This is a genomic window from Aquabacterium sp., from assembly GCF_016195855.1.
Classification (GTDB): domain Bacteria; phylum Pseudomonadota; class Gammaproteobacteria; order Burkholderiales; family Burkholderiaceae_C; genus Aquabacterium.
In genome coordinates this window covers 62,100-76,355 of the sequence record NZ_JACPYU010000020.1, presented here as the reverse complement: position 1 = coordinate 76,355, position 14,256 = coordinate 62,100, and the positions used below count along the sequence as shown (strand labels likewise).

Here is a 14,256-nt window from a genome sequence, read left to right as displayed (position 1 = left end):
AAATTGAACCACCTCAAGGATTTGCATGTTGACCCAGACCCATCGCGAACTTGTCAAAGGCACGGCGGCCCTGCTCAAGGAGCAAGGCGTGGCATTGACGCGTCATTTCTATGCCCGCATGTTCGAGCACAACCCCGAGCTCAAGGCCATCTTCAACCAAGGCCACCAGCGTGAGGGCAGCCAGCAGCAGGCCCTGGCCATGGCCGTGGCCGCCTACGCACAGCACATTGACAACCCCGGCGTGCTGATGCCCGTGCTGGAGTTGATCGCCAACAAGCATGTGAGCCTGGGCATCCGTGCGGAGCATTACGGCATCGTGGGGCGCCACTTGCTGGCGTCCATCCGCGAGGTGTTGGGCGCGCTGGCGACGGACGAGTTGATCGACGCCTGGGGCGCGGCTTATGGGCAGTTGGCCGATGTGCTGATCGGCATCGAAGCCAAGTTGTATGCGCAGGCCGCTCAGGTGCAAGGCGGTTGGAGCGGCTGGCGCAACTTCCGTGTCGAGCGCAAACAGGTCGAGAGCGAGGAGATCACGTCCTTCTACCTGGTGCCTGCCGATGGCGGCGAGGTGCCGGGCTATCGGCCTGGTCAGTATGTGTCGGTGAAGCTGTTCGTGCCTGCGCTGGGCTACAGCCAGCCGCGCCAGTACAGCTTGTCTGCGGCGCCGGGCGGGCAGGCCTTGCGCATCTCGGTCAAACGCGAAAGCGGGGACGAGGCCGCGGCTCGCCCGCAAGGCATGGTGTCCAACCTATTGCATGCCAGCGTGAAGGAGGGCGACGTGATCGAGGTGGCGCCGCCCATGGGTGACTTCGTGCTGCATCAGGACCGCGAGAGCCCGGTCGTGCTGATCAGTGCCGGCGTGGGCCTCACGCCCATGGTGTCGATGCTGGAAGAGTTGGTCAAAAGCGCACCCAAGCGCGAAGTGCGTTTCATCCATGCGTGCCGACATGGTGGTGTGCACGCCTTCCGCGAGCATGTGGCCAAGGTGGCGGCGTCCAACCCGCGGGTCAAGACCAGGGTGCATTACGAGTTCCCGCGTGAAGAGGACCAGGCCCATCCACACGAGGTGGGCCGCATCGAGCTGTCACGCCTGCAGGACGTGTTGCCCAGCGGCGAGGCGGACTTTTACGTGTGCGGCCCCAAGCCCTTCATGCAGGCGCAAATGGCTGCCTTGAAGGCCCTGAAGGTGCCCGCTGAGCGCATCCACGCCGAGGTGTTTGGCACGGGCGGCGTTTGATGTGATCGAGATGTGATGGAGAAGGGCACCTCAGTGCGAGGTGCCTTCCGAGCGCGTGATCTTGTTGAACACGTTGTACTTGCCCACGGGCTTGCTCATGGGCAGGCGCTTGACTTCTTTCAAGGTCGCGGCGTCGTACACGATCAGCGCGCCGTTCATTTCCCACAGGCTGGCCAAGGCATAGCGGCCATCGCGGGTGAACTCGATGTGCGCCAGGGTCTGGCCTTCGGGTGCCTTGACCTGGGCCACGGGCTCCAGCGTGGTCTTGTCGATCACGGTGAGGATGTGTTTGGCCGATGGTGACATCATCGAGTCCGTCCACAGGTAGCGGGACTGCTCGTGGCTGCGCATGAAGAAGCCCGGGCCTGGTGTGGGGATCTGCTTGATGACCTGCCAGGTCTTCATGTCGATGACGCTGATGAGGCCTTGTTGCAGATTGGGTGTGGCCAGCACGGTTTGGCCCTTGTACTGGAAGCTGATGCCCGATCCCAGGTGCGGCATGCCGGGCAGGGGCAGGGTGGCCACGCGCTGGCGGGCATCCAGGTTGATGACCTGGGCGCTGGGTGGCTCGTCTGCGGGGCTGGAGGCGGCTGACGCGGCTGAGGCTGGGCCCGAAGCGCTGCTGGCTGCCGCGACGGGCTTGATCGCAGCCGGGCGGCCCGCGCCGATCACGTGCTTGTAGGGCGGGTCGAAAAAGAAGTCGTCCAGCGGCTGGCTCAAGGGCGTGCGGCGCACACCCAGGTAGCCGTTCTTGGCGATGGCCTCGCCCATGCGGAAGTCGTGCACATAACCATCGTGGATGGGCTCGGCCTTGGGGTTGTACGAGATCTCCCACAACTCGGGCAGGTCCTTGAGCGCGACGATGAAGCTCTGGCGGGGTGCGGCGTCGTACACGGCGGACACACGCGACGTCTGCTTGCCGTCCAGGCTGGTGGCGGGGTAGATGCGCACGAGCTGGAGGTCGGCATCGAACAGCACGACGTTGCCGGGCAGGTAGTTGCCGGCCAGCACCCAGCGGCCGTCGCCAGAGACCGCCACATTGCGCATGTTCAGCCCGGCACGCACCTCTGCCACCACCTGCAGGGTGTAGAGGTCGTACTTGGTGATCCAGCCATCACGCGAGCCAAAGTACACGAAGCGGCCATCGGGTGAGAACTTGGGCCCGCCGTGCAAGGCATAGCGACTGGCAAAGCGGTGGATGACTTCGAGCTTGTCGCCATCCACGATGGAGACGTGGTGGTCGCCACCTTCCACCACCACGAAGAGGTTGAGCGGGTCGGCTTGCCAGATTGGTTTGGCTTGGGGTTTGGCCTGGGCTTGTGGCGCGGGTGTGGTCTCGGTGCGCGAGGCGCGGATGTCTTCATCGCGCCAGACGGGTGCAGGCAGAACCGGGGTGTAGATCCAGCTGGCCAGCTGGGTGATCTGCTCTTCGCTCAAGGTGCTGCCAAAAGCCGGCATCTGGGTGGCAGGGCGACCCTGGCCGATGACATTGATCGCCTCGGCCTTGCGCAGGCGCTCCAGGCTTTCGGGCAGCAGGGCGGGGCCCATGCCACCGGTGCGTTGCTCGCCATGGCAGCTGGCGCAATGCTGCTTGAACAGGTGGGGGGCGGGAGCTAGTGCAGGAACGGAGGCAGGTGTGGGCTCGGCGGCCCGGCTCATGTCCCAGCCCATCAGGAGCATGGCGGCGGCGAGCAGTACGCGCCAGATGACGTCGGTGTTCATGCGCGAGCGGCTTTCAGGTTTCGGACGTGATGGGGATGGGCACGCGGCGGCCCTTGGGATCTCTTGTGCCTTTAGGGCTGCTGAACGGCGTCACGGCCACGCGGGCGGTAGCCGCGTTGGCTTGCAGGCCGATCTCGCTGTCATCGAGGTAGCAGCCCGGGTCTTCAGCCCAGGGGTTGCCGGTGACCTGCTCGGCGCGCACGCGGGTGTTGCCACCGCACAGGTCCAGGTGGACGCAGCTGGCGCAGCGGCCTTGAACTGGGCGGGGCTGGGTCTTGAGGCCAGCCATCAAGGGCTCGCTGGTATCGGACCAGATTTGTGAGAAGGGGCGCTGGCGCACATTGCCCAGGCTGTGGTGCCACCACATGGTGTCGGGGTGCACGTCGCCCAGGTTGTCGATGTTGGCAATGTGCAGGCCCGAGGCATTGCCACCCCAGGCGCGCAGGCGCTCGCGCAGGGCCGGTGCCCACTGGGGCATGTGCTGGCGCAGCCAGGCCAGCATATAGGGAGCATCGGCATCGTTGTTGCCGGTCACGTATTCCTCGTCGCGGCCCTCCAGGGCGGCCTTCCAGGCGGTGGCGAACAGCAGGTCCAGCGCATCGCGGGTGGCGCTGAAGTGGGCGTCTTTGGCGCGGTGGATGTTGCCGCGCCCGGCGTAGTTCAGGTGCGAGAAATAGAACTTGGCAATGCCTTCGTCGCGCATGAGTTGCAGCAGCGCGGGCAGGTCATGCGCGTTCATGGCCGTCATCGTGAAGCGCAGGCCGAGCTTGACGTCGCGGGCCTTGAGCAGGCGCAAGGCGTTCAGCGAGGCGTCAAAGGCGCCCTCCAGCCGGCGGAACTTGTCGTGCGTCTCACGCAGGCCGTCCAGGCTGATGCCCACGTACTCGAAGCCGGCCTGGGCAATGCGCTCGGCCATGGGCTCGTCGATCAGCGTGCCGTTGGTGGACAGGGCAACATAAAAGCCCTTGTCGCGTGCGCGCGCGGCGATCTCGAACAGGTCCGGCCTGAGCAAGGGCTCCCCACCGGACAGGATCAGCACGGGCACGCGGTAGCCCCGCAGGTCGTCCATGACCGAGAAAACCTCGTCAGTGCTCAACTCACCGGGGTAGTCGTGGTCGGCAGACAGTGCGTAGCAGTGCTTGCAGGTGAGGTTGCAGCGGCGGGTCAGGTTCCAGATGACGACGGGCCCCGGGGGCGTGTGGCCGTGGCGCGCCAACGGGTAACTGCCTTGTTGTTCAGCCTGAACCACTTCACGCAGGTATTGGGAGATGCGAAACATGAGGGGCTCCTGGTAGGGGCTCAGGCGGCTTGCAGACGCAGGCCGGTCTTTTTCAGAATGGCCGTGCTGTAGAGGATGTCGAAACCCTTGCAGGCATCGGCCAGCAGGCAATGGATGCGGCCCGCTTCGCGCTCGACTTCCGCGCGGCTGTGGCCATGCACCATGGCAAACAGGTTGTAGGGCCACTCGGGCAGGGCGCGGGGGCGGCGGTAGCAGTGCGACACGGTGGGCAGGGCGCCGATCTTGGCGCCGAGCTCGTCCACCAGGGCATCGTCCACATCCCACACGGTCATGCCGTTGGCGGTGTAGCCCAGCTTGTAGTGGTTGGGCACGGCCCCGATGCGGCGAATCAGGCCTTCATCGAGCATGCCGGCCAGGCGCTCCCGCACGATGGCTTCGGGCACGCCCAATTGCGCCGCGACCTGGGCGTAGGGGCGGGGCACGAGCGGCAGGCCGCCTTGCGTGGCCGTGATGAGGCGGCGGTCAAAATCAGTGAGTGACATGGGGCACCCCTTGGCTGGTCTGGCCCGCGCGTTCGCGCTTGGCCAAGGCGGCCTGGGCGCTCAGGCGCAGTTCCACGAAGAACTCGCGCTCTTTGGGGAAGGCGAACACACGCAGGCCGGTTTGGGCTTCGATCTGTTGGCAGGTCTGCTTGACCTGATCGGGTGTCTCGCCGGCGATCACGAACCACATATTGAGCTGGTGCGTGCGCCGGTAGTTGTGGGCCACGGCGGGCAGGGCGTTGACCTGCTCGGCCACGCGGTCGAAGTCGGCCTCAGGCACGGCCATGGCGGCCAGCAGGAACTGGCCACCCGCGCGTTCGATCTGGAACAGCGGCCCAAAGCGGGTGAGCAAGCCGGTGTCGAGCAGGCGCTGCAGTCGCTGCAGCACGTCGTCCTCCGTCAGGCCCAGGTCGGAGGCAACGTCGGCATACGGGCGCTCGGTCAGAGGCAGGCCGCCATGCAGCCGGTCGATCAGCTGGGCATCGACATGGTCCAGCCATGCGCTGGGCAGGCCGTCGAGTCGGGATGGGTCAAGCGGCTTGTTCATGGGCGGCCTCGCTGGGTGCCGTGTTGGCAAGGGCTCGGAAGTAGCGGCCACCGGTCTGCTTGAAACGGGTGCCGCTGAACAAAGTCTGGCAGGGGTAGTCGCCCAACCCCGCCTGGCTGATGGCGTGTGCGATGAGCGCATTCACGGCGGCGCGGTCTTGCCCGTGCACCATGAAGTAGAGGTTGTAGGACCAGTCACGGTGGCGTTCGCGCCGGTAGCACAGGGTCACGCCGGGCTGTGCGGCCAAGCGGGCACCAGCGGCATCAACCAGCTCGTTGGGCACGTCCAGCACGGTCATGGCATTGGCGCTGATGCCCAGATCGTGGTGGCGCACGACCACGCCAAAGCGGCGCAGCGTGCCTTGCGCCAGCCAGCGGGTCAGGGTCTGGCGGATGCGTTCGGTGGACCAGCCCAGGGCTTCGGCCCAGGCATCGTAGGGACGCGACATGATGGGCAGGCCTTCTTCCACCAGCGCAGCCAGGCGCTCGTCTGCCACGGCCACGGGGGTGCCGCGCTGGCGCTGTGCAGGATGGGCTTCGCCGGGGTGGGGCACGGTTTGGGTCTGGCGCAGGTCGAAGCCCAGGTCGATGCGGTAGGGCCGCACCATGGGCAGGCGCAGTGCCTTGAGCCCGGTGGCGTCTTCCAGGTGGTTGACCTGGGCGTGCACGGTGTCGCGGTCGCGGCCGGTGATGACGAACCACAGGTTGTAGTCGTGCTCGCGTTCGTAGTTGTGGTTGACGCCCTCAATGGCGTTGACCCGCTCGGCCACGCGGGCGAGCTGGGCCTCGGGCACCGAGAGGGCGCACAACATGGCCGCGCCACCGACACCGGCCCCCCAGATGCCGCCAATGCGGCTGACGCTGCCTTCCTTGAGCAGGCGGCGGTAGGTGGCCAGGACCGTGGTTTCGTCGCTGCCGCAGCGCAGGGCCACGCCGGCAAACGGGGTCTCGGACAGGGGGAAGTCGCGCTGCCAGTCGTTGAGCAGCAACTGATCCAGAGCGGGACGGTCGGACAGGTTCATGTCAAAACCCCATGCGTGCTGCGCGGCTGGTGAAGAAGATGCCGCTGGGTGAAGGCAGGCTCAGCGTGGTGAGCGTCTGCAAGGTCTGTGTGTCGATGACGGACACCAGGTTGGCGTCTCGCGAGGAGATCCACACGGCCTCGCCGCGCGGCGTGAACTCCATGTGCAGCACGGCCTTGCCAGGCTCCAGTGTCTGTACGATCTGGCGCGATTGCGTGTCGATGACCTGAACGCGGTGGTAATCGGGTACGGCAAAGTTGACCCAGACCTGGCGGCCATCGGGGCGGGCCATCACGAACACGGGCTGGCCCGCCACAGGGATGCGGCCCACCTCTTGCCAGGTGTCCGTGTCCACGATCAGGACTTCATGGCGGCCGATGGCGGGCAACCAGGCTTGCCGCCCGGCCACAGCCCAGCCACGCAGGTGGGGCATCTTGTAGACGGGCAAGGGCTGCTGGCCACGGCCATAACCTTGCAGGATGCGGCGCGCCTGGGGCTGGGGTGCCCACAGGTCGATGAGGGCGAGGCCATCTTCACCAAACAGGCCGGCGATGTAGTAGCGGCCGTCTGGCGTCACCAGCGCGTCATAGGGTTGATGGCCGATCTGCGTGAATTTCTGCAGGGCCGGCTTTTGCGGTGTGCTGAGGTCGGCGATCCAGATCTGATCGGCATCGAACAGCGAGAAGATGAAGCGGTGTCCGGGCAGGTCGGCCAGGCCCACCACGCGGGACAGCTTGCCGGCTTCGTATTCGGCGGGGATATCGGCCACCAGGGCCAGGGTCTGGGCGTCGAACACCTTGACGCCACCGGGCTCGTAGTTCTGTGCGGCCACCAGGCGGCCGTCTTGCGAGATCGCCCCGCCGATGCTGTTGCCGGCCTGTTGGGTGCGGGCTTCGATCTGGCGGGTGAGGATGTTGAGCTTGGTGAGTGCGCCGTCGCGGCCAAATACATAGGCATGGGCGCCATCGCGCGAGAACACGACCGAGGCGTGGGACAGATCACCCAGGCCCGGGATGTCTCCCAACACGGTTTGTGAGCTGGTGTTGACCACGGCCACCGTGCCGTTGGCCCGCTCGATCACGACACCAAGATCACCCGTGCCGACGGGGGCTGGCGTGCTGGCGCAAGCCGCCAGGATGAGTGACAGGCTCAAGGCGAAGAGCAGGCTCAGGGGCAGGCGCAGGGTGGAGGTCAAGGCTGTTTCACCTCAGGAAAGCCGCGCAGGAGTTGCTGGGCAATCCAGCGGGCATCTTGTTCATCGAGCATGCCCTGCCAGCCGGGCATCGGCGTGCCGGTGCGGCCTTGCAGGATCGTCGCGACCAGCGCGGGTACAGGGCGTTCTGCCAGGGCTTCGGGCGTCAGTGCAGGGCCGAGGCCGCCTTTGAGGCGCATGCCATGGCAAGAGCCACAGTCCTGTCTGACGATGTGAACAAGGGCCTGTTGCCTTGCTGGCGGTGGTGCGAGGTCCGTCGCTTGAGACCACGCGCCACCAGCCAGCAGGCACAGCGCCCCCACGGTGGCTTGTCGGCATGCGGCCACCCATCCAGGTCTGAATGAGGCATGGCTGGTGGGCCGCATGGTGTTTGCCGCTGATGATCCGCTTATTGCGTCTTCAGGATCTGATCCACGGCGCCTTTGAGGTCGGCGTCGTTGATCTTCTCTGCGGGGTTGGGCGGCATGGGGATGGGACCCCACACGCCTGAGCCACCCTTGCGTACCTTCTCGGTCAGCTTGGTGGACGCTTCCTTGTCGCCTTTGTACTTGGCGGCGATGTCCTTGAAGGCGGGGCCGACCACCTTCTTGTCCTTGGCGTGGCAGGCCATGCAGCCTGCCTTGTTCATGGCTTCATCCACAGTGGCCATGCTGCTGCCAGCAGCCAGCGCCAGGGCGCTCAGAATCAGGATGTGTTTGATCATGATGTGCTTCCTTCTGCTGTGATCAATAGATGTCGTGCTGGGTGTTGAACACGTTGAAGTGGCCGGTCGGGGTGATCAGACGTGGGTCCTTGATGACGGCCTTGAGCTTGAGGGTCTTGTCGTCGACCACGACGATGGCCGATTGCTTGTCCTTGGCCGACCACACGGCAAACCAGACCTCGTCGCCAGCCTTGTTGTACTCAGGCTGGACCACGCGCATGGCGCCACCGTCCTTGATGCCGGTCCATTCGGCGATCGGCAGGACCGTGAAGCCCTTGGTCAGGTTCTTGATGTCGTACACGGCCACGCTTCGCGAGATGGCGGGATCAGGGTTCAGCGGGTTGTCCACATACAAGTGCGTGGACTTCGGGTGGCTCTTGATGAAGAGCGAACCGCCGCCCTGGCTCTTGATGGTCTCAACGACCTTCCAGGCCTGAGCCTTGTGGTGAACCGGGTCGGTGCCGATCAACGAGATGCTGTCGTCACCCAGATGGCCGGTAGACCACACCGGGCCAAACTTCGAGTGGATGAAGTTGGCGCCACGACCCGGGTGAGGGATCTTGCCCACGTCGATCAACGCGGCCAGCTTGCCTTCCTTGAGGTCCACCGCGGCAATCTTGTTGCTCTGGTTGGCCGCCACCATGAAGTAGCGCTGTGTTGAGTCCAGGCCGCCGTCATGCAGGAAGCGGGCGGTGCCGATTTCGGTGGTCTTCAGGGCGTTGATGTCGGAGTAGTCCACCAGCAGGGTCTTGCCGGTTTCCTTCACGTTGACCACGAACTCGGGCTTGAAGTGCGAGGCCACGATCGAGGCCACGCGGGGCTCGGGGTGGTACTCCTGTTTGTCAACCGTCATGCCGCGGGTGGACACGATCTTGAGTGGCTCCAGGGTGTCGCCCTTCATGATGGTGTACTGGGGTGGCCAGTAGCTGCCGGCGATCGCCAGCTTGTCTTCATAGCCCTTGTACTTGGAGGTGTCGACCGAGCGGGCTTCCAGGCCCACGCGGATTTCGGCCACGTTGTCGGGCTTTTCCATCCACAGGTCGATCATGTTGATCTTGGCGTCACGGCCGATCACGAACAGGTAGCGCCCCGAGGCCGACAGGCGCGAGATGTGCACCGCATAGCCGGTCTTGACGATGTTGATGATCTGCTTGGTGTCACCGTCGATCAGCGCGACCTCGCCGCTGTCACGCAGCGTGGTCGAGAAGATGTTGGCAATGTTGTAGTTGTTCAGCTTCTTGGTGGGGCGCTTTTCGGGCGGAACGATGACCTTCCAGGTCGACTTCATCTGCTCCATGCCGAACTCGGGCGGTGTCGGAGGGTCTTGCTGGATGTAGCGGGCCATCAGGTCGACATCGGCTTCGCTCATTTCGCCCGAAGTCATCCAGTTGGGCATGCCGGCCGGCGAGCCGTAAGCAATGAAGACCTTGAGGTAGTCAGTGCCCTTGCTGAGGGTGATGTCCGGCGTCAGGGGCTTGCCGGTGGCGCCCTTGCGCAACACGCCGTGGCAACCTGCACAGCGTTCGAAGTAGATCTTGCGCGCCTTGTCGAACTCCGCCTGCGTCATGGGCGGGGCCTTGGGGTTGCTGCTCTGGTACATCGGCTCGGTGGCCAGAGGCGATGTGCCTGCCTGGTAGTTGATTTCAGGCTGCGAGGGCTTTTTGACATCTTCAGCCTGGGCCCCGAATGCCAGTGCCACCGTCAAGGCGGCAGCCAGTCTGGCCATGCGCGGAGTGTTCATCTTGGTTTCTCCAGTATCGATGGGGCCGGCGGACAACCTGGCCCGGTGCTGTGCCGTTGGGGGTGCCAGTGGGGCGGCACGTGCTCGGGGTGGCGACATACCCTCAGAAAGAGCAAGGGCATGTTCGATCCGGAAAACAGGGCTGTCCTTGAAGCAGTTCAAGAAATTCGGGCCCCAGGCCGAGCTGACGCAAAGGGGCGACGGCCGACTTGGGGCGGTTTGCGTTGGCGCAAATGCGGGTGGGGGGCAGCTCGCTGCCAGGGCGGTCGCTGGAGTCCGGGCATGATGCTGGCCTGTGTGAATCAGTTTGAGTTGACGGTATGAATGAAATGCGCGGTGGGCGGGACCATCGGTGGGGTGGATGGCCTGTCCTGCTGGTGACCATGGCGGCCCTCGCTTGTGGCATGGCCCACGCCGAAGCCCCGGCACATGACAAGCTGACGGGCGATATAGACGGGCAGTACAGCTACAACAAGTCCGAGTACACCAGCCGCCGGCTGACACTGGCGGCCGATCTGGCCTACCCGATGCCGCAGCGTGAACTTGATGGCGAATTGCGCTTCGATCGGGAGTACATCAAGGAGGAAGGCGCGCCCCAGGCCATCAACCGCGACCGGTATGACGCCAGCTTGAAGTTCAAGCAGTTCTTCGATGACGAGCCGTATTACGTGTATGTGTCGCCGCGCGTGCGTCACAACCGCTTTGGCTACTACCAGTCTGCGCAGGCCTTGCGTGTTGGTGCGGGCCGCAAGTTTGGTGGCGACGAGAACTGGAGTGTGAGCCTGGAGCTGGGCTCGGGCTACCGCGTGGCCCATGCCGAAGACGGCGACAACGTCAGCGAGGTGCTCTACACCACCAGCCTGAAAGCGTCCTGGGACATCTCGGACCAGCTGTCCCTCAAGTTCAATGGCGTGCAGGAGCAAAGCCGCCGCGAGACTTTCCGCACCATGGGGCTGGCCTTGCGCAACAAGCTGACCAACCACATCGGCCTGAAATACGAGCTGCTGTACCGCCGGTCCTTTCCTTTTGATTCTCAAGAGAAGGACGGCGAGTTGTCAGCCGAGTTTGGCGTGAGCTACAGCTTCTGAACCGCATGAAGCGCGCTCAACCCGAGTTCGGGTTGGTGATGTGGTGACAAATGTCACGCGTGAGCGTGCAAATGCCATGAAGGTTGGCTGACTCGCTTTGTCGCACAGGGTCACAATTTGTGGATGCGAGTCCCCGAGCGGATCTGGTCCGCCCTGCTTTTCCTGTTGTCCTCTTCCACGCTGGACGCACGCAGCCGCGTCTCCACCCCGGACATCGAGGCGGAGATCCTGCTCGCGCAGGAGCGGGCTTCGCATGAGTTGTTGCCGGTTGCCAGTGTCGGCACGATCATCGCGGCCGTGGCGGTGTATGCCGTCCTGCGCCAGCGGGTTCCGGTGGATGCCCTGTTGTTTTGGCTGACCCTGCGGTGCGCGGTCAGCGTGGTGCGCCTGGTTCACTCCACGCTGTGGCTGCAGGGTGTCATCAAGCCCAGCAAATCAGGCATGCCCCTCTTTGCGTTCATGGCCATGCTCGATGGCCTGGTATGGAGTGCACTGGGCTGGTATTTCACGCCGCTGTCCAGCCTCGAAGTGGCGGTGATCTCGATCGGCATGCTGATTGGTGTGGCGAGCATCGGCGCGATGATGCTGCAGGTCAACTTGCCTGCTGCGGTGCTTTTCGTGCTGACGGTGCTGGTGCCCAATGCCCTGTATTCGCTTGGCCGCGGTGATGACCTGGGCACGTTCTGCTTTGGCTGCGTGATGGGGCTGGCGCTGTTGCTCATGGTGGAGGCGCGTCGCTCCAATCGCCGCATCGTCGAGATGTTGCGCCTGCGATTCGAAAGCGAGCAGGTCAGCCAGGCCAAGACGCAGGCGCTGCAACAGGCCAAGCTCCTGTCTGAAACCAAGAGCCGCTTTGTGGCCACCATGAGCCACGAAATGCGCACGCCCTTGCACGGCATCATCGGGCTGTTGCGCCAGATGCGGCGTGATGCCAGCGAGCCACTGGCCATCAAGCGCCTGAACCTGCTGGAGGGCTCGGGCGAGCACCTGCTCAACGTCATCAACGATGTCCTGGACTTTTCCAGGATCGAGGCCGGCGGGCTGCCCATCCATGCGCAAGCGTTCGGCCTGCATGCCTTGCTGTCGGAACTTGCCGAGACCTCTCGGGTGAGTTGCGAAGAAAAGGGCTTGAGCCTGAACGTGCAACTGGACGTCGCCGAAGCGGAATGCGTGAACGGAGACCCCACCCGGGTGCGCCAGATCCTGCACAACCTGCTGGGCAACGCCATCAAGTTCACGCAGCAAGGTGAGGTGCGCCTGCACGTGTGGCGGGACATGCGCACGCACCGCATGGTGTTCGAGGTGGCTGACACCGGCATTGGCATTGCGGCGCAGGAGCTGTCCCGTGTGTTCGATGCCTTCCATCAGGCAGAGGGCACCTACAAGCGCCGCTTTGGTGGCACGGGCCTGGGCCTGACCATCTCCAAAGACTTGTGCATGGCCATGGGGGGCAACCTGACTTGCCGCAGCGAGCCGGGCCGTGGTTCGGTCTTCACCTTTGACTTGCCTCTGCCGGGCCTGGCCGGGCGGGCGGCGTCTGTCGAGGCGGGCGATGCACAAGCGATCCCGTTGCCATCGGACCAGTCAGCAGACGGGCACCCATGGCAAGGCGGCTCGACCACACCACATGTGCTGCTGGTGGAAGACAACCCCGTCAATGCCTTGGTGGCCGAAGCGGAGTTGCTCCGTCTGGGCGTGCAGGTGACGGTGGTGGACACCGGGCATCAGGCGCTGGACTGGCTGGAACAACAGCAACCGGATCTGGTGCTGATGGACTGCGAGATGCCCGTGATGGACGGCATCGAAACCACACGCCGCATCCGGGAGCGTGAACGCCAGAAGGGCCAATCAGGCCTGCGCATCGTCGCCTTGACGGCCAACGGCCCGGAGACCTTCGCGGAGCGTTGCAAGCCGGTGGGCATGAATGACCACCTGAGCAAGCCCTTCCGGCCTGAAGACCTGGCCCGCATCCTGGCCAGGCATCTGCGACGCCCTGTGGTGGCCGTTTGCGCCTGAGGGCTTTCAGTGTGAGGTTTTCAAGGCGTAGTCCGCCGGCTTGCCTTTCAGCCCCTTGGCGACCAGGTAGCTGAAGTAGCGGCTGCCCGCGCGGACCTCCATGGCGCGCCAACCCGGTATGCGGTAGCGCACGGCGGTAGCGCGGTGCAGGCCCGTGACCACGCTCAGCACCAGCGCCCACACGGGGTGATGAGGAATGTGCAACTGGTCGGCCAAGGTGCGGCCCAGCAGGCGACGTGATACCGCCTCCAGGGCGCCTTGTGGCAGGAAGAAGGGCGATTGCAAGGCCAGGCCCTGGTGCACGGCCGCGACCAGGGTGCGGCTGTTGTCGTCTGGCTTGATCAGGTCTTGTTGGAAGTAGCGGTACAGCAGTCCTTCCGCGTCCAGGCTGTCTGGCAGCAGGCTCAGGTCCACGCCTTGCAGGTGGTTGCCCCAGCGCCAGAGCAACTGGTAGCTGCGTGCTTCTTCCTCGCTGATGACCACGCCCAGGCTGCGCATGCTGTTGACCAGCAGGCTGCTGAAGCCCAGGGCGGTGAGGCCCAGTTGCAGCTGGTTGATGGGGCTGCCGAGCTCGGCGCTGGGCCATTGCGCGCGGGCCAGCACATGGTGGCGGACCATGGCGTGCAGCAGGCGAACACGGACGATGGCCTGGTGCCCTGGCGCGCCCACCTTCAGGCCGCCAGGCTGCATCACCGCATGGACCATGGTCGAGGTTTCAAACAGGCGACGGACCACATCCTGGCGCAGCCGTCCGGTGTGCAGCAACACCTTGGCCGAGCCTGGTGGTGTGTAGGTGACCAGCAGGCTGCCCAGCACAAAGGACGCGATGGACAGGGGCGCGCAGCGCAGGAACAGTTCCTGGCCTGCCTGCATGGCGTCCACATCGGCCCAGGATGGTACGTGGTTGACGCTGTCCATGAACTGCCGGTAGATGCCGCCTTCCTGTTCCGCCAGACGGTTCACTTGGCTGAGCAGGTCGCCATCGCGGCGCCCACCTGTCATCAAGGCGTTGATCACGGCGTCGGCCAGCGCGTCGCCACGTTGGGATAACTGCTGGTATGCCTCGGGTGTGGGAAGCGGCACGATGTCACCTTTGTTGTCCATTGCGATGGGCTGAGCTTAGTGAGCGGCCCGCCGGCTTGTCTTGACCGGGCTGACAGGGCGTTTTGACATCGCAAAGCAATGT

The 14,256-nt window shown here is 64.6% G+C and carries 13 protein-coding genes; 3 read left to right on the top strand and 10 right to left on the bottom strand.

The genetic code is table 11. The features are described 5' to 3' along the window. Positions 1-25: 25 nt before the first annotated feature. On the top strand, positions 26-1,237 hold the full coding sequence (gene hmpA, locus HY019_RS17175) for an NO-inducible flavohemoprotein (protein WP_290694569.1): 1,212 nt from the start codon (positions 26-28) through the stop codon (positions 1,235-1,237). A gap of 30 nt (positions 1,238-1,267) precedes the next feature. Here the strand turns inward: hmpA and HY019_RS17170 are convergent, their stop codons facing one another. The 9 genes from HY019_RS17170 to HY019_RS17130 all read right to left on the bottom strand — a co-directional run bounded on the left by HY019_RS17170 (position 1,268) and on the right by HY019_RS17130 (position 9,966). Next, positions 1,268-2,896 carry a nitrite reductase gene (locus tag HY019_RS17170; protein ID WP_290694676.1) on the bottom strand — a complete coding sequence of 543 codons (1,629 nt, stop codon included), beginning with the start codon at positions 2,894-2,896 and terminating at the stop codon, positions 1,268-1,270. Positions 2,897-2,972: 76 nt separating this feature from the next. Then, positions 2,973-4,238, bottom strand: coding sequence for a heme d1 biosynthesis radical SAM protein NirJ (gene nirJ, locus HY019_RS17165; RefSeq protein WP_290694567.1), 1,266 nt, complete (start codon positions 4,236-4,238; stop codon positions 2,973-2,975). 20 nt (positions 4,239-4,258) lie between these two features. After that, complete coding sequence (locus HY019_RS17160) at positions 4,259-4,741, bottom strand: Lrp/AsnC family transcriptional regulator (protein WP_290672126.1); 483 nt, start codon at positions 4,739-4,741, stop codon at positions 4,259-4,261. Continuing rightward, positions 4,728-5,288, bottom strand: a complete 561-nt coding sequence (locus tag HY019_RS17155) for an AsnC family transcriptional regulator (protein ID WP_290694565.1) — start codon at positions 5,286-5,288, stop codon at positions 4,728-4,730. The genes HY019_RS17160 and HY019_RS17155 overlap by 14 nt, the downstream gene beginning before the upstream one ends. Continuing rightward, positions 5,272-6,309, bottom strand: a complete 1,038-nt coding sequence (locus HY019_RS17150; RefSeq protein ID WP_290694563.1) for an Lrp/AsnC family transcriptional regulator — start codon at positions 6,307-6,309, stop codon at positions 5,272-5,274. Before HY019_RS17150 ends, HY019_RS17155 begins: the two co-directional genes overlap by 17 nt. A gap of 1 nt (position 6,310) precedes the next feature. Then, positions 6,311-7,462 carry a cytochrome D1 domain-containing protein gene (locus HY019_RS17145; protein WP_290694675.1) on the bottom strand — a complete coding sequence of 384 codons (1,152 nt, stop codon included), beginning with the start codon at positions 7,460-7,462 and terminating at the stop codon, positions 6,311-6,313. Positions 7,463-7,500: 38 nt separating this feature from the next. Beyond that, positions 7,501-7,887, bottom strand: a complete 387-nt coding sequence (locus tag HY019_RS17140; protein ID WP_290694561.1) for a cytochrome c — start codon at positions 7,885-7,887, stop codon at positions 7,501-7,503. A gap of 23 nt (positions 7,888-7,910) precedes the next feature. Further along, positions 7,911-8,222, bottom strand: a complete 312-nt coding sequence (locus HY019_RS17135; RefSeq protein ID WP_290694674.1) for a c-type cytochrome — start codon at positions 8,220-8,222, stop codon at positions 7,911-7,913. A 25-nt stretch (positions 8,223-8,247) separates the two neighbouring features. Further along, positions 8,248-9,966: a nitrite reductase gene (locus tag HY019_RS17130; protein WP_290694559.1), complete on the bottom strand. Its 1,719-nt coding sequence runs from the start codon at positions 9,964-9,966 to the stop codon at positions 8,248-8,250. A 320-nt stretch (positions 9,967-10,286) separates the two neighbouring features. Here HY019_RS17130 and HY019_RS17125 point away from each other — a divergent pair, with 320 nt between their 5' ends. Both HY019_RS17125 and HY019_RS17120 read left to right on the top strand, forming a co-directional pair. Next, positions 10,287-11,054 (top strand): DUF481 domain-containing protein, encoded by a 768-nt coding sequence (locus tag HY019_RS17125; RefSeq protein WP_290694557.1) that lies wholly within the window; start codon positions 10,287-10,289, stop codon positions 11,052-11,054. Positions 11,055-11,177: 123 nt separating this feature from the next. After that, positions 11,178-13,070, top strand: a complete 1,893-nt coding sequence (locus HY019_RS17120; RefSeq protein ID WP_290694555.1) for an ATP-binding protein — start codon at positions 11,178-11,180, stop codon at positions 13,068-13,070. A 6-nt stretch (positions 13,071-13,076) separates the two neighbouring features. Here HY019_RS17120 and HY019_RS17115 read toward each other — a convergent pair whose 3' ends face one another. Continuing rightward, positions 13,077-14,174 (bottom strand): oxygenase MpaB family protein, encoded by a 1,098-nt coding sequence (locus HY019_RS17115; protein WP_290694553.1) that lies wholly within the window; start codon positions 14,172-14,174, stop codon positions 13,077-13,079. Between the last annotated feature and the right edge of the window lie 82 nt (positions 14,175-14,256).